This is a genomic window from Kitasatospora sp. NPDC056651, assembly GCF_042792155.1.
Taxonomy (GTDB): domain Bacteria; phylum Actinomycetota; class Actinomycetes; order Streptomycetales; family Streptomycetaceae; genus Kitasatospora.
Window position 1 is genome coordinate 1 of sequence record NZ_JBHTWX010000141.1, and the last position, 21,602, is coordinate 21,602.

The following is a 21,602-nucleotide window of genomic DNA, read 5'->3' on the forward strand; positions in this document are numbered from 1 at the left end:
TCGCGCGCCGCTATTGTGCTGATTGTTCTCGCTGAGCCGTCCGTCACATCGCGCCCCGTCGCGGTCCAGGAACGGCCCCGGGGAGCGCCGCGGTACGCCACCATGGGAGCGCGCCACGGCAGGCAAACGTGTGTTTGAGGAGGCCCGGGGATGGACGCTACGAGTCAGGCGGGAGGGGCGACGGCCACGGCCGGCGGCCCGGTGGTCGGCGGACAGGCCGGTCCGGCGGACCCGCTGGTGCCCTACCTGTCCGCCGACTTCCCCTGGTACGGGCTGGACGAGGGCTGGACCGGCCGCCGCTTCCTGGTGCAGGCCGGCGCCGGGGCCCGCGCCGCGGGCAGCGTCGACTACGGTTCGCTCGGCCACGGCGACGAGCCCGCCCAGCGGTACGAGCCGCGCGACGTGCGGAAGTTCGCCGTCGTGGTCACCGTGGCCCGCCGGGACAGCCGGCGCAGCGCGGACAACACCGGCACCCTGGAGGCCACCTCCGCCTCCTCCGCCGCCTGGCTGGCCGGCTCCGGCCTGCTCGCCGCGACCTGGCCCGGGCAGCTGGACCGCGCGCTGCGCCAGGACTGGCTGGACCAGCAGAGCAGCCTCGCCTGGGACCTCGCCGACGACCTGGCCGGGCCCGGCTGGTCCACCCTCAGCCTGCCGGTCAACGGCCTGCCGCAGCCCTTCCGCTACCGCGAGTCCGAGTACGGCTGGGTGCTGGCCGGCGAGGCCCCCGGCGTCCTGCTGGGCGCCTACGGGCGCGGCGTCAGCGCCTACGGCCTCGGCTTCGCCACCGTCCCGGACCTGGGCTCCTACACCCGGCTGTAGGCCCCGTAGGCCCCGTAGGCCCTGGCGGCCCTGGCGGCCCTGGAGGACGGCGGAGGGGCCGGGCGGCGAACCACCCGGCCCCTCGTCGAACGCCGTCTCAGAACTTGTTCCTGGGCGTCAGGCCGAGCGACATCCCGGACAGCCCGCGCTGGCGGCCGCCGAGCTTGCCGGCCACCGCGCGCAGCGCCGCGCCGGCCGGGGAGTCGGGCGCGGCGAGCACGACCGGGCGGCCGTCGTCGCCGCCCTCGCGCAGCCGCACGTCGATCGGGATCGAGCCGAGCACCGGGACGGTCGCGCCGACGGTGCGGGTGAGCGCGTCCGCGACGGTCCGGCCGCCGCCGGTGCCGAAGACGTCGATCATCTCGTCGCAGTGCGGGCACGGCATGCCGGACATGTTCTCGATCACGCCGACGATCTTCTGGTGGGTCTGCACCGCGATGGTGCCGGCCCGCTCGGCCACCTCGGCGGCGGCCATCTGCGGGGTGGTGACGATCAGGATCTCCGCGTTGGGGACCAGCTGGGCCACCGAGATCGCGATGTCGCCGGTGCCCGGCGGCAGGTCCAGCAGCAGCACGTCCAGGTCGCCCCAGTAGACGTCGGCGAGGAACTGCTGGAGCGCGCGGTGCAGCATCGGGCCGCGCCAGACCACCGGGGCGTTGCCGGGGGTGAACATGCCGATCGAGATGACCTTCACACCGTTCGCCTGCGGCGGCATGATCATGTCCTGGACCTGGGTCGGCCGGCCCTCGACGCCCAGCATGCGCGGCACGCTGTGGCCGTAGATGTCGGCGTCGACCACGGCGACCTTCAGGCCGTCGGCGGCCATCGCGGCGGCCAGGTTGACGGTCACCGAGGACTTGCCGACGCCGCCCTTGCCGGAGGCGACGGCGTAGACCCGGGTCAGCGTGCCCGGCTTGGCGAACGGGATCTCCCGCTCGGGGGCGCCGCCGCGCAGCAGCTGGGACAGCTCCTTGCGCTGCTCGTCGCTCATCACGTCGAGCTCGACCTCGACGCCGGTCACGCCGGGGACCTTCCCGACCGCCTCGCGCACCCGGGTCGTGATGGTGTCGCGCATCGGGCAGCCGGAGACCGTCAGGTAGACCGCGACGCGCACCGCGCCGCCCTCGGCGATCTCGACCGATTTCACCATGCCGATCTCGGTGATCGGGCGGTTGATCTCCGGGTCGTTGACGGTCGCCAGCGCCTGGCGTACGGAGTCCTCCGTGACGCCGGCCGCGACCTCTGTCTCGTTGGCCATGCCTTGATGGTACGGCGCCCGGCGAACCGCTTAACCCGTCGGTAGGGTGCCGCCGGTCACAGCGTCTCGGGGGCGTCCCGGCGCTCGTCGAGTTCCCTGAGCAGGGACTGGAGTTCGCTCCGGACGAAGTCCCGGGTGGCGACCTCGCCGAGCCCCTGGCGCAGGGCCGCGACCTCGCGGGTCAGGTACTCGGTGTCGGCGATGGCGCGGTCGCTGCGGGCCCGGTCCTGCTCCATGTTGACCCGGTCCCGGTTGTCCTGGCGGTTCTGCGCCAGCAGGATCAGCGGGGCCGCGTACGAGGCCTGGAGCGACAGCGCCAGGGTCAGGAAGATGAACGGGTACTCGTCGAAGCGCACATGGGCCGGCAGCAGGGTGTTCCACGCTATCCAGACGACGACCACCACCGTCATCCAGACGATGAACCGCCCGGTGCCGAGGAAGCGGGCGATCCGCTCGGACAGGACGCCGAAGGCCTCCGGGTCGTAGGAGGGCAGCGTGATCAGGCCGGGCCGGGCGGTGCGCGGCTGGTCGAGCCGGACGCGGCCGGTGCCGGTGATCGGCGTGGTCTCCGGGCGCCGGTCCCGGCCGCCCTCGCGGGTGCGCAGTTCGCGCAGCTGACGCAGTTGGCGCAGTTCGCCCTGGAGGCGCCGGCGCGCGGAGTCGTCCGGCCGTCCGTTGCGGTCACCGTCCACCGGCCACCCCTTCGCTCTCGTCGTCGTGGGCCTCGTCATGGGCGTGCAGCGCGGCGTCGCGCCAGTCGTCCGGCAGCAGGTGGTCGAGCACGTCGTCGACGGTCACCGTGCCCAGCAGGTGGTCCGCCTCGTCCACGACCGGCGCGGCGACCAGGTTGTAGGTCGCCAGGTAGCTGGTGATCAGCGACAGCGGGGTGTCCGGCGGCAGCGGGTCCAGGTCGTCGTCCACCAGTGAGCCGACCAGGACGTACGGGGGCTCGCGCAGCAGCCGCTGGAAGTGCACGGTGCCCAGGTAGCGGCCGGTCGGGGTCTCGTTCGGCGGGCGGCAGACGAAGACCTGCGCGGCCAGGGCGGGCTTGTGGTCGCTGACCCGGACCCGGGCCAGCGCCTCGGCCACCGTCGCGTCCGGCTCCACGACGATCGGCTCGGTGGTCATCAGACCGCCGGCGGTGTCCTCCTCGTACGTCAGCAGGCGGCGCACCGGCGCGGCCTCCTCCGGCTCCATCAGCTGGAGCAGCCGCTCGGCCTCCTCGCCGGGCAGTTCGGAGAGCAGGTCGGCGGCGTCGTCCGGGTCCATCGCCTCCAGGACGTCGGCGGCGCGCTCCTCCTGGAGCTTGCCGATGATCTCGACCTGGTCGTCCTCGGGCAGCTCCTCCAGGACGTCGGCCAGCCGCTCGTCGTCGAGGGCGGCGGCCACCTCGGCACGGCGCTTGGCGGACAGGTGGTGCAGCACGCCGGCCAGGTCGGCGGGGCGCAGCTGCTCGAAGGTGGCGAGCAGGTTGGCCGCGCCCTGGTCCTGTTCGGGCACAGAGAAGCCGGTGACGTCCTGCCAGTGCAGGGTGAGCCGCTCGCCCTTGCCCTTGCGCAGCCGGCCGGCCCGGCCGACCTGGACGAAGACCTTGCTGATCTCCCACTCGCGCAGCCTGGTCTGCACCATGCCGATGTCCAGCACGGTGACCCGCTCGGAGGTCTTGGACCAGGTGACGGTGCGGTCCAGCAGTTCGGCGAGCACCAGGGTCTCGGACGGGCGCTGCTCGAAGCGGCGCATGTTGATCACGCCGGTGGTGAGCACCTGGCCGGACTCCAGGCTGGTCACCCGGGTCATCGGCAGGAAGATCCGGCGCCGGCCGACCACCTCGACCACCAGGCCGAGCACGCGCGGCGGGCGGGCGCCCAGCCGCAGCGACACGACCACGTCCCGGACCCGTCCGACCTGGTCGCCGTTGGGGTCGAAGACCGCGATGGCGGACAGATGGGAGATGAAGACCCGGGTGCCTGGTCCCGCCATGGACTCCCTCGACTCGCTCGACGCCGTACCGGATGCGCCGGGGGCGCACCTGGTGGCCAGGCTACCTGCGTGTTCGAAGTCCGGCCGGGAGGCACGGTAGCGGCCCGAGGCGTCCGCGGCGGCATCCTTTGCTTAACACTCGGGGGGCTTTAACGGCGCTTGAACAGCAGTTTGGGCAGACCTGCCGGGATCGGCAGGCGGGTGGTGGCCGGGGTGGGCATCGGCTGGGCGGCGTGCGAGCCGTCCGGCATCGCCCCCGGGCGCTCGGTGAGCGGACCGGTCGGCTCCAGCCGCAGCACCCGGCACTCGCGGGCCCAGCGGTCGGTGATGGCGTCGGTGTCGGGGGCGTTCAGCCGCTTGGCCTTGAGCTCCTCGACGGCGCCCCGCCAGGCCTCGCCGTCCGGGGCCGGCTCGACCACCCGGGCGCTCCAGCCGGTCAGCCGGCCGCCCTTGTCCTTGCTGCGGACGGTCACGGTGGCACCGGTGCCCGGCTCCAGGCCGTGCAGCGGCTGCTCGCCGCCCCCGCCGACCACCACGACCGCGCCGTCGTGCCAGGCGTGCCACAGCGGCCGGGCCTGCTCCTGCCCGTCCGCGCGCACCCAGAGCAGTCCGGACTTCTTCGCGGTCTCCTCCAGCAGGGCCTGGTCGAGGAAGTCGTCGGCGGTCGCGGCGGCGGGCGTACGGTCCATGGCGGACAGCGTACGGGCTCCTCCGTCCACGGGGTGTCTCAACCTCCGGGCGACAGTTCCATCACCGTGCCACGGGCCTTACGGTATGACCGCCCAGCGGTACCACCGCCCCGCCACCGCGACCAGCAAGGAGCGCCGTGTCCGCCGCCCGGCCCGCGACCGCCCCCACCACCGCCCCCGCGACCACGACCGCCGACCCGCGTCCGGCGCACCCGCTCCCCACCCTCGACCTGCTGCTGCTCGCCGTCTCGATCGGCGGCATCTCCTTCTCCGGCCCGCTGATCAGCGCCACCGCCGCGCCCGCCCTGGCGATCGCCCTCTGGCGCAACGTCATGTCGGTCGGAGTCCTCGGCCCGTACGCGCTGCTGCGCCACCGGGCCGAGCTGCGCGGGATCGGCCGGCGGGCGCTGCTGCTCGCGGTCGCCGCCGGGGTGCTGCTCGCCGTGCACTTCGCGCTCTGGATGCCCAGCCTGCGGATGACCTCGGTGGCCTCCGCCACCGCCCTGGTCACCACCACCCCGCTGTGGACCATCCTGCTGATGCGGCTGATGGGCGTCCGGGCGCCGAGGCTGGTCTGGCTCGGCACGGTCGTCGCCTTCGCCGGCGTGCTGGTGCTGACCGGCGTGGACCTCTCGCTCTCCCCGCGCGCGCTGCTCGGCGACGCGCTCGCGCTCGCCGCGGGCCTGGCCGCGGCCGGGTACATGCTGCTGGGTGCCGAGGTCCGCAAGACCGTCAGCACCACCGCGTACACCCTGGTCTGCTACGCCACCACGTCGGCCGTCCTGCTGGGGATCTGCCTGGTCGCCGGGACACCGCTGGCCGGGTGGCCGGCCGGGGTGTGGTGGCAGATCGTGCTGCTGATGGTCGCCGCCCAGCTGCTTGGCCACTCGCTGAGCAACCGCGTGGTGCGCAGCCTCGGGCCCTCGATCACCTCCACCGCGATCCTGCTGGAGACCCCGGGTGCGACGCTGATCGCCGCGCTCTGGCTGGGCCAGTGGCCCCCGGCGGCCGCCTACCCGGCGGTGGTGCTGATCCTGCTCGGCCTGGTCCTGGTCGCCCGCGGCGGGCGCCGGTAGCGGGCGGTCAGAGCCAGCCGTTGCGGCGGAAGCCCCGGTACATCCCGACGCAGATCAGCACGATCGCGCCGAGCACCGTCGGGTAGCCGTACTGGACGTCCAGCTCCGGCATGTACTTGAAGTTCATGCCGTAGACACCGGTGATCATGGTGGGCACCGCGAAGATCGCCGCCCAGGCGGTGATCTTGCGCATGTCCTCGTTCTGCGCCACCGAGACCTGCGCCAGGTTCGCCTGGAGGAGCGAGTTCAGCAGCTCGTCGAAGCCGTGCACCTGCTCGGCGACCCGGGCCAGATGGTCGGCGACGTCCCGGAAGTACTTCTGGACGTCCGGGTCGACCAGCCGCTGGAGCGGCTCCGACAGCTGCTGCATCGGGCGCAGCAGCGGCGCCACGGCGCGCTTGAACTCCAGTACCTCGCGCTTGAGTTGGTAGACCCGACCGACATCGGCACTGCGCCCGCCCTTGGCCGAGAAGACGCCGTACTCGATCTCGTCCACGTCGTTCTGGAGCCGCTCGGCGACCAGCAGGTAGTTGTCCACCACGTGGTCGGCGATCGCGTGCAGCACCGCCGACGGGCCCTTGGCGAGCAGCCCGGCCTCGTCCGCGTCGGCCTCCAGCCGGTGGCGCAGCTCCTGCAGCGAGCCGTGGCCGCCGTGCCGGACGGTGATCACGAAGTCCCGCCCGGCGAAGACCATCAGCTCGCCGGTGTCCACCACCTCGCTGGTGGGCGTGAGTTGGTCGTGCTCGACGTAGCGGACGGTCTTGAAGACGGCGAACAGCACGTCGTCGTAGCGCTCGACCTTCGGCCGCTGGTGCGCGTGCACCGCGTCCTCGACCGCGAGCGGGTGCAGGCCGAAGCGCTGGGCGATCCCCTCGAACTCGGCCTCGGTCGGCTCGTGCAGCCCGATCCAGCTGAACGAGCCCTCGCCCTCCGGGAGTTGGTGGGCGGCCTTGACCCGGCGGGCGGCCTCGCGCGGGCTGCACGTCTCGCCCGTGCGCTTGCCGTGCTGGTAGACCGCGCAGTCCACGACCGCCGAGGCGGCACCCTCGGGCAGGGCGTCGTAGCCACCGGCCGCGCCACGACGGCGGTTGGTGCGGACGGCGGCGCGCAGGCTGTTGATCATCGACATGGCAGGCTCCCAGAGGCAGGAGCCGTCGTGCGGCGGCACGGAAGGAGAAACGTTCGGCCGCGGTACGACGGCGGAGAACACCGGTGGAACGGGGGATGAAAGTGCTCTCCCGGCCGGCCGTTCGCCGTGCGTCCCGCGCCCGGGGCTACCGCGGCTGATTCAGCCGGTTGCGCCTGCGGGGCGAGGGGTACGGGGAGGTCGGGGCCGGGCAGAGCTGCCGGTACTGCATGGTCGGCCGGTATCCACCGCAACCACCTCCTTCACGCCGCCGCCCCGGAACGAAACGGTTCCGGTGGCCAGTCGCTCACCCTAACATCTGACCGGCCATCGAACCCGAGGGGTTCCCGAGGGTTTCCGAAGGCTTTACGGGTTCCTGGCGCAGTCCGGCCTGCGACCGCCTCCGGGCCCGCCCGCACGCGGCCCGAGACGCCCCGGGGGTTACGCTCACCGGCATGGCGCACGACTTCCCGCCCTTCGGCGATCCCCACGGCGGCAGCTCCCCCGAGCTCACCCGGGAGGCGGTGCTGGCCGCCGTCGAGGCCCGGCTGATCGCCACCTTCGGTGAACCGGGCGGCCGCGCGGCCGTCACCTTCCTCGGCGCGGACCGGATCGAGGTGCTGCGCTTCGGCCCGGACACCGAGGGCCTGGTGCGGTACGCGACGCTCGGCATGTCCGCCGCGCCGATGGCCGACCCGACCTCGCCGGTCGCCGACCAGCTGCGCGGCCCGCGCGCCGAACTGGTGCTGACCGTCCGCGGCGGACGCGACAGCGTGCTGCGCACCCTGGCCACATTCGCCGCGACCCCGCAGGTCGAGGGCCTGGTGGTGGCCCCGGGCGGCTCGCTGGACCTCGGCTCCCCGCTCTGGGACGGCGCCCCCTTCACCTCGGTGCTGGCCGCCGAACCGGGCGGCCTGGTCGAGGACCTGGAACTGGCCGACCCGGCCGACCCGGTCCGCTTCCTGCCGCTGCTGCCGATGACGCCCAACGAGGCGGGCTGGAAGCGGGTGCACGGCGCGGCCGCGCTCCAGGAGCGCTGGCTGAACCAGGGCGCCGATCTGCGCGACCCGGACCGGCGCGGCGTCCGGCTGGACTGACACCGCGTCGGCTCGGTGTTCGACGCTCTCGGTGCTCTCGGTGCTCGATCGCCCCGGTGCTCGACCGGCTCAGTGCTCGACCGGCTTCGCGCCGGTGGCCTGCGCCAGCAGCGCCTCGTACACCGCCGGGTCGGTGGTGTGTTCGCCGAGCCGCACGGTCTTGCGGGTGCCGTGGTAGTCGCTGGAGCCGGTGACCAGCAGGCCGAGGTCACCGGCCAGGCCGCGCAGCCGCGCCCTGGTCTCCTCGTCGTGGTCGGTGTGGTCGACCTCCAGTGCGGCGAGTCCGGCCGCCGCGAGGTCCGCGATCACCTGGTCGGAGACCGTCAGGCCGCGCTTGACGGCGCCCGGGTGGGCGAACACCGGGACCCCGCCGGCCGCCCGGACCAGCCGGACCGCCTCCACCGGGTCGGTCTCGTGCTTGCGGACGTCCGCCCGCCCGCCGTTGGCCAGCCAGTCGGCGGTGAAGGCGTCCGAGACGGTGGCCACCACGCCCGCCTCGACCAGCGCGCTGGCGATGTGCGGCCGGCCGACCGAGCCGGCCCCGGCGATCCGCCGCACCTGCTCCCAGCTGATCTCCGCGCCGAGCTCCCGGCAGCGCTCGACGATCGCCCGGCCGCGCCGGAACCGGTCGGTGCGCACCAGCTCCCGCTCGCGCGTGAACTCCGGCTCCTCGGGGTCGAACAGGTACGCCAGCAGGTGCATGCTGATGCCGTCCACGACGCAGGACAGCTCGGCGCCCGGGACGACGGTCAGCCGGGTGCCGGCGGGCAGCGCGCGCACCGCCCCGGCGGCCTCGGCGTGGCCGGCCACGGTGTCGTGGTCGGTCAGCGCCACCACGTCGAGGCCGGCGGCGACGGCCGCCGCGACCAGCTCGGCCGGACTGTCGGTGCCGTCGGAGGCGTTGCTGTGGGCGTGCAGGTCGATGCGCACGGATCGGGCTCCTGGTGGTCAAGGCCTGTCTGACGATTCCCGCCGGGCGCACGCCAGTTGTCAGACAGGCCCGGTGGATGCCGCCCAGGATAGGCCCGTCAGCCGAGCAGCCGGGGGGAGAGGGCCCCGCAGGGCAGCAGGTCCAGTTCGGCGCCGGCCTCGCGCAGGTCGGTGATCACCAGCTCGTCGTACATCACCAGGGCGGACTGCTCGGGCCAGGCGACCGCCCAGAGCCAGAGCCCGCGGGCCTCGCCGGCGAACACCGCGCGGTCCGCGGGGGCGTCCGGGACGTGGAACATCGGGGTGGGCCGCCCGGCGGCCATCAGCTTGGCGTCGGCCGGCTTGTAGAGGCCGACGGAGTCGCCCGGGTCCGGTCCGGGCAGGCCGGCGTAGCGGGCGCCGAGGCCGACCCCCAGTTCCTCGGCGACCAGCACCAGTTCGCCGAAGCCGCCGAGCGGCGCCGGCCCGGAGCAGGCGACGGCGGTGGCCCGGGCGCCGGAGACGTCGTCGCCGACGTGGGCGATGCCGGTGTAGAGCCAGCCGACCGGGAGCGGCCAGGGCAGCCAGACGGGGACCTGGGAACGGGCGACGGCGACGCCGAGGGCCTCGACGCTCGGGGGCAGCACGGGCTGCATCGGGTGCACCGCTCCGTGCCGGTCGCACTGCCAGGTGTCTGAGAACAGACCGGGGGCGCGGACCCGACCGGCGCACCTCGGGCAGCTTGGCTCGCCCCTCATAGCCGACAACGCTCCTCCCTCCGGCCCGCCGCGTCAAGGACGATCACCCGTACGGAGGGCTCGGCGGCACCTGTCGGTGGCGGACGCCCGTCCGGCGCCGGACGGGCGCGGTGCGGGCGGTTCCCGTTGGGGGATGTCCCGTCCCGGGCGGCGGCAAACGCGTCCGGGCCTCTGGTCCCGGAAACACTGACGCCCCGTCATCGGCGAATGCGGTGACGGGGCGTCAGTCGGGTATCGGAACGTCCGGATCGGACGCTCCCGGCTCGTCGGCGGCGGGTGAGGGCTCCCGGTCGGAGGCGCCGCGCCGGGTCAGACGGTCGGGCACGGACGGATGAGCAGGCGCTCACCGGTGCGGGCGGCGGCCTGGACGAGCTCGTTCACGGTGGCGGCGTCGGCGATCAGTGGGTCGGCGGCGGTGTCGTCAAGTCGGACGATCTCGAAACGCATGGTCTTTGTCATGGGCGTCTCCTTTCCTGGCCCCGGCGTGCGGGGCGATCGCGGCTGAGTCGGTGTCAGCCCTTCGGCGGTCCTGCGGGTCCGGCGGTGCGGCCGGGCCGAGCGGTGCTTGGTCGCGCGTACGGCGGTCCGTTGCGGCAGGGGATCCCCCTGCTTGCCTGGTGCGTCCAGTGCCTCGTGAACCACGGTGACGTGGTGGTGCTACCGGGCCGTTGCCCGTCCGTAACGTCCGGGTTTCGGGTGATCGATGCCGGAGTGGAAGCCGGCGATGATTCCCGGACAGAATCAAAGATTACCGTAACTAACGAATTTTGTCCTGCGTTGAAGTAGATCGAAGTTGAAGAAGTGGTACAGACCACTTCTGGAGGAAGTCGGGAACCGGGGCGGGTCCGGCCCCGCCCGGCGCGGGCGGGTCAGCCCCAGAACGCCGCCAGCGCCTCGGCCGTCGCGGCCGGCCGCTCGGCGTTGGGGGAGTGGCCGGCGTCCGCGACCAGCACCCTCCGGGCGCCCAGACGCTCGGCCATCGCGGTCTGCTCCGGGACCGGCCAGGCGTAGTCCCGCACCCCGGACAGCACCAGCAGCGGCAGCCCGGCGGTGGCGGCGGCCAGCTCCGCCACGCGGTCCGGCGCGGCCACCAGGTGACCGCCGGTGACGGACAGCGACCGCGGCACGTTGGCCAGCCAGCGGTGGTGCAGGAACTCCGCGACGGTCGGCTCCGGGGCCGGCACCAGCTGCCCGCTCTCCGCCTCCAGCTGCCGCATGACCTGCCAGATCTGCTCCAGGTCCATCACCCGCAACGCGTCCAGCAGCAGCGTGGTGCGGGCCGCCTCGGCCGGGTCGATCGCGCCCGGGCCGCTGGACATCAGGGTCAGCGACCGCCACGGCAGCGGGCCGTCGACGGCCGCGGCGAGCACCGCCTCGCGCACCACGTGGCCACCGAAGGAGTGCCCCAGCAGGTGGAGCGGCCCGTCGGACGCCAGCGCCTCGGTGAGCGCCCGGACGTCCGCGCCGAGCGCCTCGACGCCGTACGCGGCGGGGTCGTCCGGGCCGCCGCTCTGGTACTGCCCGCGCTGGTCCACGGCCGTCACCCGGTACCCGGCGGCGGCCAGCGGCTCCAGCAGCGCGACGAAGTCCTCCTTGCTGCCGGTGAAACCCGGCACCAGCAGCGCCGAGCCGCGCACCGGCCCGTCCGGCTCAGCCCGCAACGCCGCGAACTCCCCGCGCCCGGTCGCCAGCCGCTCGGCGCGCGCGCAGGCGGGCAGGGTCAGAAACGGCGGCTTGCTCATGGGCTGCTCTCCCTGCTGTCCGGCCGGCGGATGCCCGGTGGCCCCGAGCTTAGGGCGTGGAACACCCGGGAAGCGGGCCGGGCCTCGGCCGATGGGGCCGGGCCGGGAGAACGCCCGAGGGGGCGGGCCGGGCCGGGGTGGCCTGGCCCGCCCCCTCGGGGCGGACGCGGGGAGTGTCAGCTCTCCGGGGTGGCCTCCGCGGGCGCGGCGGCCTTGCGGGTCCGGGTGCGCTTGCGCGGGGCCGGAGCCTCGGTCGCGGCCTCGGCGGCCGGGGCCTCCGGGGCGGTCTCGGCGACGGCCTTGGGCTTGCGGGCCCGGGTGGCCTTCTTGGCCGGGGCGGGAGCCTCGATGGCGGCCTCGACGACAGCCTCGGCAGCGGCCTCGACGGCCTCCGCCTTGGGCTTGCGGGCCCGGGTGGCCTTCTTGGCCGGGGCCGGGGCCTCGATGGCGGCCTCGACGACAGCCTCGGCAGCGGCCTCGACGGCCTCCGCCTTCGGCTTGCGGGCGCGAGTGGCCTTCTTGGCCGGGGCCGGGGCCTCGATGGCGGCCTCGATCACAGCCTCGGCAGCGGCCTCGACGGCCTCCGCCTTCGGCTTGCGGGCCCGGGTGCGGGTCGCCTTCTTCACCTCGGCCGGAGCCTCGGCGACCGCCTCGACAGCAGCCTCGACCGTGACGGCCTGGGCGGCGGCGACGGTCTGGGCGGCGACGGCCTCGGCGACCGGAGCCGCCTCGACCGCCACCACGGCCTCGCCCGCCCCGGCCCCGCCGCGCGAGCGGCGACGGCGACGGCGCGGCGCGGCCTCGCCCTCGGCGCCCTCGACGGCCGGAGCCACCACGGCGGCCTCGGTCACGACGGCAGCGGCCTCGCCCTCGACCGTCGAGCCCCGACGGGTACGGCGGCGCTCACGGGTGCGGCGCGGCTTCTGCTCCTCGGTCTCGACCGCGGCGCCGCCCGGACGGCCGGAGCCGTCCCGCCCGCCGCGACCGTCCTGGCCACCGCGACCGTCCTGGCCGCCGCGACCGCCGCGGCCCGAACGGGCACCGCGCCCGCCGGTCTCGCCGAGGTCCTCGACCGCCTCCGCGCTGAGCCCGGCACGGGTCCGCTCCGAGCGCGGCAGGACACCCTTGGTGCCCGGCGCGATCTTCAGCAGCTCGTACAGGTGCGGCGAGGTGGAGTAGGTCTCCTCCGGGTCGTTGAACGACAGGTCCAGCGCCTTGTTGATCAGCTGCCAGCGCGGGATGTCGTCCCAGTCGACCAGGGTGACGGCGGTGCCGGAGGCGCCGGCGCGGCCGGTGCGGCCGATCCGGTGCAGGTAGGTCTTCTCGTCCTCGGGGCACTGGTAGTTGATGACGTGGGTGACGCCCTCGACGTCGATGCCGCGGGCCGCCACGTCGGTGCAGACCAGCACGTCGACCTTGCCGTTGCGGAAGGCCCGCAGCGCCTGCTCGCGGGCGCCCTGGCCGAGGTCGCCGTGGACCGCGCCGGCCGCGAAGCCGCGCTGGGTCAGCTGGTCGGAGACGTCGGCGGCGGTGCGCTTGGTGCGGCAGAAGATCATCGCCAGCCCGCGGCCGTCGGCCTGGAGGATGCGCGAGACCATCTCGACCTTGTCCAGCGAGTGCGCACGGAAGATGTGCTGCTCGATGTTGGCGACGGTCGTGCCGGTGTCGTCCGGGGCGGTGGCCCGGATGTGGGTCGGCTGGCTCATGTACCGGCGGGCGAGGCTGATCACCTGGCCCGGCATGGTGGCCGAGAACAGCAGGGTCTGCCGCTTGGCCGGCAGCATGGTGATGATCTTCTCGACGTCGGGCAGGAAGCCCAGGTCGAGCATCTCGTCGGCCTCGTCCAGGACCAGCGAGCGGACCTTGGACAGGTTCATCTTCTTCTGCCCGGCCAGGTCGAGCAGTCGGCCCGGCGTGCCGACCACGATGTCGACGCCCTTGGAGAGCGCCTCCACCTGCGGCTCGTACGCCCGGCCGCCGTAGACGGCGAGGACGCGCACGTCGCGCACCTTGCCGGCGGTCTGGAGGTCGTTGGTGACCTGGGTGCACAGCTCGCGGGTCGGGACGACGATCAGCGCCTGCGGGAAGTCGGAGAGCTGCTCCTCGGTGGCCCGGCCGGCGTCCACGTCGGCGCGCACGGTGACCCGCTCGATCAGCGGGAGGCCGAAGCCGAGGGTCTTGCCGGTGCCGGTCTTGGCCTGGCCGATGACGTCGTGGCCGGTCAGCGCGACCGGGAGGGTCATCTCCTGGATGGGGAAGGGGTGGACGATGCCGACGGCCTCCAGGGCCTCGGCGGTCTCCGGGAGGACCCCCAGGTCCCGGAAGGTCGTCTTGATGGGTTCAGCGGTGGTGGACAGGGTGCTGCCTCTTCCGTGTGGAGGGGCCGAGAGCGAGCGGCGGACGGGCAGCCGCACGGCTGCGTACGGGCCTGGGAGGCCCTGATACAGCTGCGCGACGCACAACCGCGCCGGTCCCTGCGGCCGGCCGGTGCGCGCTGCCCCGGTGCGGGGGCGCGTCGCCGGCGGCGTCGGGGAAGGTTCCCGTGAGGGACCTGCGCGGGACCTCCGCCTCGGGGCGTGGTCTCGGCGGCCCTCGCTCGGCCACTGATGCGGTGCCAAGGCTTGAAGTCCAAGCCATGGTCGGAGCCGATCGGCTCTCCGACCGGGCATCCGCGTACATGAGGACCCGTGCTTCCGGTGCGGGCACGTCCGGTTGGACGGCGCCGCTACGGAGCGGGCTCGCGCGGGTTACCGAGACGGCGGTGACACCGTGCGAACACGACGGGGCTCCGTACCACCATACAGTCAGGCGACGACTCGAACACGTGACGCGTCTGACATTGCCCCCGGCAACTGCCGCCGGACCGGTCGTTCCGGCCGGTCACCGTGCGTGCCCGGTGACGGGGGAGCGGGCCGGGCGGGACTAAGGTGGCGGGTCATGGAGACCCATGGTGAGACGCAGGACACGGCGGCCGGCTCGATCGGGGACTGGGCCGCGTGCTCGGCCGAACCCGCCTACCGGGCGGCCGTGCTGGACCTGCTCGGCGCGCTCGCGTACGGCGAGCTGAGCGCCTTCGAGCGGCTCGCCGAGGACGCCAAGCTGGCGCCCGACCTCGCCGACAAGGCGGCCCTGGCCCGGATGGCCTCCGCCGAGTTCCAGCACTACCAGCGGCTGCACGACCGGCTGGCCGAGATCGGCGCGAACCCGCAGGAGGCGATGCGGCCGTTCGTCGAGCCGCTGGAGCTGTTCCACCGGATGACGGCGCCCTCCGACTGGCTGGAGGGCCTGGTCAAGGCCTACGTCGGCGACGCCATCGCGACCGACTTCTACCGCGAGGTGGCCGTCCGGCTGGACGACGACACCCGCGACCTGGTGCTCAGCGTCATGTCCGACACCGGCCACGCCCAGTTCGCCGTCGACAAGGTCCGCCAGGCCATCGAGGCCGACCCGCGGGCCGGCGGGCGGCTCGCCCTGTGGGGCCGGCGGCTGATGGGCGAGGCGCTCAGCCAGGCCCAGCGGGTGGTCGCCGAGCGCGACGCGCTGTCGAACCTGCTGGTCGGCGGCGTCCAGGTGCAGGGCTTCGACCTGGTCGAGGTCGGCAAGATGTTCAACCGGATCACCGAGGCGCACACCAAGCGGATGGCCGCCCTCGGCCTGGCCTCCTGACCCGCGTCCTCACGCCGTCCTGACGCCCGTCCCGACGCCCGGGGTCACACCGCCCGGTGCCGCCGCCGCGCGCGGTGGGCGCCGGGCCGGTGCGGGTGGTGCCGGTGCGCGGGGACGCGCCCGGCGGCGAGGTCCGGCCGGGCCAGCAGCGAGGTGAGCACGCCCGAGGCCACCGCCGCGACCGCGACGGACATCGCCGGGTAGCGCCCGTCCAGGCTGAAGTGCGCGACCACCCCGCCGACCAGCGCCGCCGCCAGCGCGGTGCCCAGTGTCACCCGCCGGGCGGCCCGGAAGTACGAGGGCAGGGCCAGCAGGGCGGCGCCGCCCGTGACCAGGCCGACCAGGGCGAAGGCGATCGACTCGACCAGCAAGGCTGCCTCCCGGGGGGAACGGGCGTGCGACACCGGCGTCGCACCTGTCGCCGTACCCCGTCCCACCCGGCCGTACACGCGACGGTGCCCCGCTCCCTCACGGGAACGGGGCACCGGAACGATCTCGCGCGCCGCCTCAGGCGGTGCCGAAGCCGACCTTGCGGACGGACGGCTCGCCGATCTCCACGTACGCCAGGCGCTCGGCCGGGACGATGATGCGGCGGCCGTGCTCGTCGGACAGCGCGAAGATCTTCTCCGAGCCCTCCAGAGCCTTGGCGACCGCGCTCTGGACCTCATCGGCAGTCTGCGAGCTCTCGATCACGATCTCGCGCGGCGCGTTCTGCACGCCGATCTTGACCTCCACGGCTTCCGTCCCTCCGGGTTTGCAGCCTCCACGCACGGGCACCGGACCGCCTGGGACAAGCGTTCGCGGCGACCGCGCCGTACGGCTTCACCATAGAGCACCGGATCACCGGCCCGGCGAAGGTCGGGTGATCGGCCCCGGTGGGCGGTGGGACTGTCCTACTGGGCGGCGCCCTCGCCGGCCTGGTCGCCCGGGTGCATCGGGAAGCCCTTCAGACCGCGCCAGGACAGGCTGGCGACCAGCCGGATCGCCTCGTCGCGCGGGATCTCCAGGCCCTGCGAGAGCCAGTACCGGGCGGTGATCTGGGCCAGGCCGCAGACCCCGGCGGCGAGCAGCTTGGACTCCGCCTCGGGCAGGTCGGTGTCCTCCTGGATCACCTTGCTGACCAGCGTCGCGCTCGCCTCGGAGGCCCGCTCGACCCGCTCGCGCACGGCCGGCTCGTTGGTCAGGTCCGACTCGAAGACCAGCCGGAAGGCACCGGACTCGCTGGAGACGTAGTTGAAGTACGCCTCCATGGTGTTGGCCACGCGCTGCTTGTTGTCGGTGGTCGCCGACAGCGCCTCGCGGGTCGCGTCGACCAGCGCGTCGCAGTGCTTGTCCAGCAGCGCCAGGTAGAGCTCCAGCTTCCCGGGGAAGTGCTGGTAGAGCACCGGCTTGCTCACCCCGGCGCGGTCGGCGATGTCGTCCATGGCGGCCGCGTGGTAGCCCTGGGCGACGAACACCTCCTGGGCGGCACCGAGCAGCTGTTCACGGCGGGCGCTTCGCGGCAGGCGGGCACCGCGCGGGCGCTCCTGCGCCTCCTGGATGGCCGTCACGGCGCTCCTCACTTCGGGTTCTGTCCGGGGCTGGCAAGAAGGCCGATTCTACTTTTCGGTAACCGCGCCCGCGTTCGGCGGAGGCGAGAAAAGACGATCGTCCTGGTTGTCAGGAGCCCACAATACGGCGCTGACCTCGGCGTCGGCAGTGGTGTGACGGAGGCAGCGGCCGACCGGACCGGCCCGGCTGCCCGTCGCGTCCGTCCGCGGGCCCGGCTCACTACCATCGTCCACCATGAGCAGCGCTGAGCGGCAGGTGCGTACGGTCGAGGTCCCGGGTGCGGTGCTCGCGGTGCACCGCCCGCCCGCGGACGGCGCCGCCGACGGGCGCGAGCCCGGGCTCTTCGTGCACGGCCTCGGCGGCTCGGCCGCCAACTGGGAGGCCCTGATGGGCCGGCTCTCCGCCGTGGTCGACGGCGAGGCCGTGGACCTGCCCGGCTTCGGCCGCTCCCACCCGCCCACCGACGGCAACCTCACCGTCTCCGGCCACGTCCGCGCGGTGATCGGCTACCTGGAGGCCTCCGGCCGCGGCCCGGTCCACCTGTTCGGCAACTCCCTCGGCGGCGCGGTCTCCGTCCGGCTGGCCGCCCTGCGCCCGGACCTGGTGCGCAGCCTCACCCTGGTCTCGCCGGCCCTGCCCGAGCTGCCGCCGCAGCACACCGCCTGGCCGACCGGCCTGCTCGCGGTGCCCGGGGTGCCCGCGCTGCTGCGCCGGCTGTCCGCGGGCGGGCGCGACGCCGAGGCCGCCACCGCGGACCTGCTGCGGCTGGTCTACGGCGACCCGGACGGCCTGAGCCCGACGGTCCGGGCCGAGGCGGTGGCCGAGTACCGGCGTCGGCTGGAGGTGCCGCACGCGATGCGGGCGCTGGCCGGTTCGGCCCGCGGCATCGTTTCGGCGTACACCGAGCGCGGCGAGCAGGCGCTGTGGCGGCAGGCCGAGCAGGTGAAGGCGCCGGTGCTCCTGGTGTACGGGCTGCGCGACCGGCTGGTCTCCTACCGCTCGGCCCGCCGGGCCTGCGAGGCCTTCGCGGACGCCCGGCTGCTGGTGCTGCCGGAGTCCGGGCACGTGGCGATGATGGAGCACCCCGACCAGGTCGCCCGGGCGGTGCGGGAGCTGATCGGGCGGGCCGGGGGCTGACCGCGGCGGGCCGGGCGGGCCGGGGGCTGACCGCGGCGGGCCGGGCGGGACTCGCGCGGGCGGCCGCGCATACCGCCCGGTAACGGCCCGGCTCCGGCCGAGGTCACTGCGGTTCACTCGATCAGGTGGCAGGCAGGCATGTGACCGATGGATCGGCCTGGGCCGGTCCTACCTTTCTGCTGTCGGACCGAACAGGTGTGGGGGAGTCGCGGCCGCCGGAGGAACCGGAGGGCGGCCGCGGCCGAGAGGTCCCGGCGGGTCGGGCCCGACCGCCGGAGCGGGCGGACGCCCGGGGGCGCGGAACGCGACGCTCCGGACCGGCCGTCCCCGCCGCCGGGCCGGGCGCCCCGGGCGACCGCTCGGACCGCCCGGAAATCCGTCGATCCGTCCGTGATCCCGCCCAGCGAATCCGCTCTGCCCCGGAGGTCTCCCGTGCGCGTTGCCCTGCTCACCGAGGGTGCTCGTCCGCATCCCCAGCGTGGCGCCGGAGACTGGTGCGACCGGCCGGCCGAGGGCCTGCCGGAGCACGAGTTCGCGTGGTACCGGCCGGCCGGGCCGCAGGGCCGGGACGCCGTCGAGCGGCCGTCGCCGGCCCGGTGCGGCGGGCACCGGGGGGCGCCGTGGGGGCGCCCGCCGGGCGGCCGGGCCCCGGGGGCGCGGCGCAGACGCCGGCACGCCGGGGCGTACGAGCAACTGCTGCGGGCCCTGGTGCTGCCGGGGGAGCGGGCCGGCTTCGGGCCCGGGCCGTACCGGCTGGCGGCGCTCGCCCGGGAGGACGGCACGCTGCCGGCCTTCCCGGCCTCAGGGCCCGCCCGCCGACCGCTGGTGCCCGCCCGCGATCCGGGCGCCCTGGCCGGGGCCTGCCCGCCGCCGCGGGACGAGGAGCGGCGTGGCCGGCTCGGGCCGGCCGGTCGGCCGCGGGCGCAGGAACGCTTCGCCGTGGAGCCGGTGATCGGCGCCTTCCGGGAGATCCACCCGGAGCTGGTCCCGCGGTACCCGGCCTTCCTCGGGGGCGGCGGCGCGGTCGCGGCGGCGCTGCCGGCGTACGCCGTGGTGGTGCTCGGCCGGGCCGACTCGCACCGCTGAGCGCCGTCCGTCGACCGCCCCCGTCGTCGACCGCCCCGACCCACCCCGGGATCCGCCGTGGATCCCCGCTTTCGTCCCGTTCGTCGAATTTCAGTCCGCCAGGTCGTCCCGAGCTGGCTTCGTGGAAGGACACCCCCGATGAGGGTGCTGCTGCTGGGCGCCGACGGCTTCATCGGCCGCCGGGTCACCGACCGTCTGCTGATGGACCAGGAGTTGCAGGTGACGGTGCTCGGCCGGCGCGACTCGGCCGACATCCGCTTCGACCTGACCACCGGGAGCCCGGGCGCGCTGGCCCGGTTCCTGGACGCGGTCGCGCCGCAGGTGGTGATCAACTGCGCGGGCGCCACCTACGGCAGCTCGCGGACCTTGATCCGGTCGAACACGCTGGCCGTCGCGACCGTCTGCGAGGCCATCCGGCGCAGCCGGGAGCCGGGCCGGCTGGTGCACGTCGGATCGGCCGCCGAGTACGGGCCGGTGCCCGGCGGGGTGCCGGTGTCCGAGCAGGCCGAACCGCGGCCGGTCGGCCCGTACGGGGTGTCCAAACTGGCCGGGACGGAGCTGGTGCTGGCCTCCGGGCTGGACGCGGCGGTGCTGCGGGTGTTCGACGTGGTGGGGCCGGGGGCGCCGACCGCGTCGCTGTTCGGGCGGCTCGCGGAGGGCCTGCGGCGGGCGCTGGAGCGGGACGAGCACCAGGTGCGGATGCCGGACCTGTCCGGATACCGGGATTTCGTGGACGTGCGGGACGTCGCGCGGGCCATCCAGGCGGCCGCGGTGTCGGCCGCCACCGGGGTGATCAACGTCGGCAGCGGACACGCCGTCCGGGCCCGGGACGCGGCCCAGCTGCTGGTGCGGGCCTCGGGCTTCGAGGGGACGATCGTCGAGGAGAACCGGCAGGTCCTGCTGCCGGCGCAGGCCGCCGGGGCGGGCAGCGACCACCTGCCGGGCCACCACCAGGGCGGCCACCACCCGGCCGCCCACCACCTGCCCGGGCACCGTCCGGAGGGGCACCGGCCGGAGGGCCGGCCCGCGCCGGGCGAGCCGGTGCCGTGGCGGCAGGCGGACGTGCGCACCGCCCGGGACCGTCTCGGATGGCGGACACAGGTGCCGCTGGAGGAGTCGCTCGGCGACGTCTGGCTGGAGACGGCCTGCCGGGTGTGAGCGCGCCGCGCGGTGCCCCGGGCCCGTCAACCACGGGCCCGGGGCGTTTTCCGGGGGTTTCCACCATCCGGCGCCGCTCGTCTCGTATGCCGGAATGGCTGTCTCGGAATAGCGGAAGGGCATGACACTGTTGGCCTAGAGAGCCACCCGCGTGGCGGAGCAACAACCCCACACCGAGGTTGGCCCTGGCCATCCGAACAAGACCCATCGGAGTCCCCGTGTCGTTGCCACCCCTGGTCGAGCCGGCCGCCGAGCTCACCGTTGACGAGGTCCACCGGTACTCCCGCCACCTGATCATCCCGGACGTGGGCATGGCGGGTCAGAAGCGGCTGAAGAACGCCAAGGTGCTGTGCGTCGGCGCCGGTGGCCTCGGCTCGCCCGCCCTCCTCTACCTGGCCGCCGCCGGTGTCGGCACGCTGGGCATCGTCGAGTTCGACGTGGTCGACGAGTCGAACCTCCAGCGCCAGGTGATCCACGGCCAGTCGGACATCGGCCGTTCCAAGGCGGAGTCGGCGCGGGACTCGGTCAAGGAGATCAACCCGTACGTCGACGTGGTGCTGCACCAGGAGCGCCTCGACAACTCCAACGTCATGGAGATCTTCTCCGGCTACGACCTGATCGTGGACGGCACCGACAACTTCGCCACCCGGTACCTGGTGAACGACGCCGCGGTGCTGCTCGGCAAGCCGTACGTGTGGGGCTCGATCTACCGCTTCGACGGCCAGGCCAGCGTGTTCTGGGCCGAGCACGGCCCCTGCTACCGCTGCCTCTACCCGGAGGCCCCGCCGCCGGGCATGGTCCCCTCCTGCGCCGAGGGCGGCGTGCTGGGCGTGCTGTGCGCGTCCATCGGCTCGATCCAGGTCAACGAGGCGATCAAGCTGCTGGCCGGCATCGGCGACCCGCTGGTCGGCCGGCTGATGATCTACGACGCCCTGGAGATGAACTACCGCCAGGTGAAGGTCCGCAAGGACCCGAACTGCGCCGTCTGCGGCGAGAACCCGACGGTCACCGAGCTGATCGACTACGAGGCCTTCTGCGGCGTCGTGTCGGACGAGGCGCAGGCCGCCGCCGCCGGTTCGACCATCACCTCGCAGCAGCTCAAGCAGTGGCAGGACGACAAGGAGGACATCTACCTCATCGACGTCCGCGAGCCCGGTGAGTACGAGATCGTCAACATCCCCGGCGCGGTGCTGATCCCGAAGAACGAGTTCCTGCTGGGCGACGCGCTGGAGAAGCTGCCGCAGGACAAGAAGATCGTGCTGCACTGCAAGTCGGGCGTGCGCTCGGCCGAGGTGCTGGCCGTGGTCAAGGCCGCGGGCTTCGGCAACGCCGTCCACCTGGGCGGCGGCGTGCTCGGCTGGGTGAACCAGATCGAGCCGCACAAGCCGGTCTACTAGGCCCTGTCCGGCCGGAAGACGCTCAACGGAGGAGGGCCCGCCGTCCGGCGGGCCCGCCACCCTGCGTGCGGGCCCCCCCCGGGGGGGGGGGTCGGCGGGGCCCCGGGGGGGTATTAACCTATTGACGGGCCCGCCGGGGTGGGGGGGGAGGAA

General features: G+C 74.2%; 21 protein-coding genes. 8 read left to right on the top strand and 13 right to left on the bottom strand.

Annotated features, from left to right (window positions below):
* Window positions 1-150 precede the first annotated feature (150 nt).
* Complete coding sequence (locus tag ACFRAR_RS35000) at window positions 151-819, top strand: hypothetical protein (RefSeq protein WP_380703763.1); 669 nt, start codon at window positions 151-153, stop codon at window positions 817-819.
* 97 nt (window positions 820-916) lie between these two features.
* Here ACFRAR_RS35000 and ACFRAR_RS35005 read toward each other — a convergent pair whose 3' ends face one another.
* The 4 genes from ACFRAR_RS35005 to ACFRAR_RS35020 form a co-directional block, all read right to left on the bottom strand.
* Window positions 917-2,077, bottom strand: a complete 1,161-nt coding sequence (locus ACFRAR_RS35005; RefSeq protein ID WP_380703765.1) for an Mrp/NBP35 family ATP-binding protein — start codon at window positions 2,075-2,077, stop codon at window positions 917-919.
* Between the two features lie 56 nt (window positions 2,078-2,133).
* A complete protein-coding gene (locus ACFRAR_RS35010; protein WP_380703800.1) occupies window positions 2,134-2,682 on the bottom strand; it encodes a DUF1003 domain-containing protein in 549 nt (182 codons plus the stop codon).
* Between the two features lie 76 nt (window positions 2,683-2,758).
* Window positions 2,759-4,057 carry a magnesium transporter MgtE N-terminal domain-containing protein gene (locus tag ACFRAR_RS35015; protein ID WP_380703767.1) on the bottom strand — a complete coding sequence of 433 codons (1,299 nt, stop codon included), beginning with the start codon at window positions 4,055-4,057 and terminating at the stop codon, window positions 2,759-2,761.
* Window positions 4,058-4,206: 149 nt separating this feature from the next.
* Window positions 4,207-4,746, bottom strand: a complete 540-nt coding sequence (locus ACFRAR_RS35020; protein ID WP_380703769.1) for a hypothetical protein — start codon at window positions 4,744-4,746, stop codon at window positions 4,207-4,209.
* 137 nt (window positions 4,747-4,883) lie between these two features.
* Here ACFRAR_RS35020 and ACFRAR_RS35025 point away from each other — a divergent pair, with 137 nt between their 5' ends.
* Complete coding sequence (locus ACFRAR_RS35025) at window positions 4,884-5,822, top strand: DMT family transporter (protein WP_380703771.1); 939 nt, start codon at window positions 4,884-4,886, stop codon at window positions 5,820-5,822.
* A 7-nt stretch (window positions 5,823-5,829) separates the two neighbouring features.
* On the opposite strand, the gene corA is transcribed toward ACFRAR_RS35025, so the two are convergent.
* Window positions 5,830-6,951, bottom strand: coding sequence for a magnesium/cobalt transporter CorA (gene corA / locus ACFRAR_RS35030; RefSeq protein ID WP_380703773.1), 1,122 nt, complete (start codon window positions 6,949-6,951; stop codon window positions 5,830-5,832).
* Between the two features lie 452 nt (window positions 6,952-7,403).
* On the opposite strand from corA, the gene ACFRAR_RS35035 reads away from it, so the two are divergent.
* A complete protein-coding gene (locus ACFRAR_RS35035) occupies window positions 7,404-8,045 on the top strand; it encodes a suppressor of fused domain protein (RefSeq protein ID WP_380703775.1) in 642 nt (213 codons plus the stop codon).
* 69 nt (window positions 8,046-8,114) lie between these two features.
* Here the strand turns inward: ACFRAR_RS35035 and ACFRAR_RS35040 are convergent, their stop codons facing one another.
* From ACFRAR_RS35040 to ACFRAR_RS35060, 5 genes are all read right to left on the bottom strand, one after another.
* Entirely contained in the window at window positions 8,115-8,975 is an 861-nt protein-coding gene (locus ACFRAR_RS35040; RefSeq protein ID WP_380703777.1) for a PHP domain-containing protein, read from the bottom strand.
* Window positions 8,976-9,073: 98 nt separating this feature from the next.
* Window positions 9,074-9,712: a DUF6758 family protein gene (locus ACFRAR_RS35045; protein ID WP_380703779.1), complete on the bottom strand. Its 639-nt coding sequence runs from the start codon at window positions 9,710-9,712 to the stop codon at window positions 9,074-9,076.
* Window positions 9,713-10,021: 309 nt separating this feature from the next.
* On the bottom strand, window positions 10,022-10,171 hold the full coding sequence (locus ACFRAR_RS35050) for a hypothetical protein (protein ID WP_380703804.1): 150 nt from the start codon (window positions 10,169-10,171) through the stop codon (window positions 10,022-10,024).
* A 410-nt stretch (window positions 10,172-10,581) separates the two neighbouring features.
* Window positions 10,582-11,454 carry an alpha/beta fold hydrolase gene (locus tag ACFRAR_RS35055; RefSeq protein ID WP_380703781.1) on the bottom strand — a complete coding sequence of 291 codons (873 nt, stop codon included), beginning with the start codon at window positions 11,452-11,454 and terminating at the stop codon, window positions 10,582-10,584.
* A 176-nt stretch (window positions 11,455-11,630) separates the two neighbouring features.
* Window positions 11,631-13,697, bottom strand: coding sequence for a DEAD/DEAH box helicase (locus ACFRAR_RS35060; protein WP_380703802.1), 2,067 nt, complete (start codon window positions 13,695-13,697; stop codon window positions 11,631-11,633).
* Window positions 13,698-14,391: 694 nt separating this feature from the next.
* Here ACFRAR_RS35060 and ACFRAR_RS35065 point away from each other — a divergent pair.
* The gene (locus tag ACFRAR_RS35065; RefSeq protein ID WP_380703783.1) at window positions 14,392-15,120 is read left to right on the top strand and encodes a ferritin-like fold-containing protein; all 729 of its coding nucleotides are present in this window, start codon (window positions 14,392-14,394) and stop codon (window positions 15,118-15,120) included.
* A gap of 44 nt (window positions 15,121-15,164) precedes the next feature.
* On the opposite strand, the gene ACFRAR_RS35070 is transcribed toward ACFRAR_RS35065, so the two are convergent.
* The 3 genes from ACFRAR_RS35070 to ACFRAR_RS35080 form a co-directional block, all read right to left on the bottom strand.
* Window positions 15,165-15,491: a hypothetical protein gene (locus ACFRAR_RS35070; RefSeq protein WP_380703786.1), complete on the bottom strand. Its 327-nt coding sequence runs from the start codon at window positions 15,489-15,491 to the stop codon at window positions 15,165-15,167.
* A 136-nt stretch (window positions 15,492-15,627) separates the two neighbouring features.
* Window positions 15,628-15,855: a DUF3107 domain-containing protein gene (locus ACFRAR_RS35075; RefSeq protein ID WP_380703788.1), complete on the bottom strand. Its 228-nt coding sequence runs from the start codon at window positions 15,853-15,855 to the stop codon at window positions 15,628-15,630.
* Between the two features lie 158 nt (window positions 15,856-16,013).
* Window positions 16,014-16,670 (bottom strand): TetR/AcrR family transcriptional regulator, encoded by a 657-nt coding sequence (locus ACFRAR_RS35080; RefSeq protein ID WP_380703790.1) that lies wholly within the window; start codon window positions 16,668-16,670, stop codon window positions 16,014-16,016.
* A 235-nt stretch (window positions 16,671-16,905) separates the two neighbouring features.
* Between ACFRAR_RS35080 and ACFRAR_RS35085 the strand changes: the two genes are divergently transcribed.
* From ACFRAR_RS35085 to moeZ, 4 genes are all read left to right on the top strand, one after another.
* A complete protein-coding gene (locus tag ACFRAR_RS35085; protein WP_380703792.1) occupies window positions 16,906-17,808 on the top strand; it encodes an alpha/beta fold hydrolase in 903 nt (300 codons plus the stop codon).
* Window positions 17,809-18,240: 432 nt separating this feature from the next.
* Window positions 18,241-18,894, top strand: a complete 654-nt coding sequence (locus ACFRAR_RS35090) for a hypothetical protein (protein WP_380703794.1) — start codon at window positions 18,241-18,243, stop codon at window positions 18,892-18,894.
* Window positions 18,895-19,032: 138 nt separating this feature from the next.
* The gene (locus ACFRAR_RS35095; RefSeq protein ID WP_380703796.1) at window positions 19,033-20,052 is read left to right on the top strand and encodes an NAD-dependent epimerase/dehydratase family protein; all 1,020 of its coding nucleotides are present in this window, start codon (window positions 19,033-19,035) and stop codon (window positions 20,050-20,052) included.
* 218 nt (window positions 20,053-20,270) lie between these two features.
* A complete protein-coding gene (gene moeZ / locus ACFRAR_RS35100) occupies window positions 20,271-21,449 on the top strand; it encodes an adenylyltransferase/sulfurtransferase MoeZ (protein WP_380703798.1) in 1,179 nt (392 codons plus the stop codon).
* Window positions 21,450-21,602 lie beyond the last annotated feature (153 nt).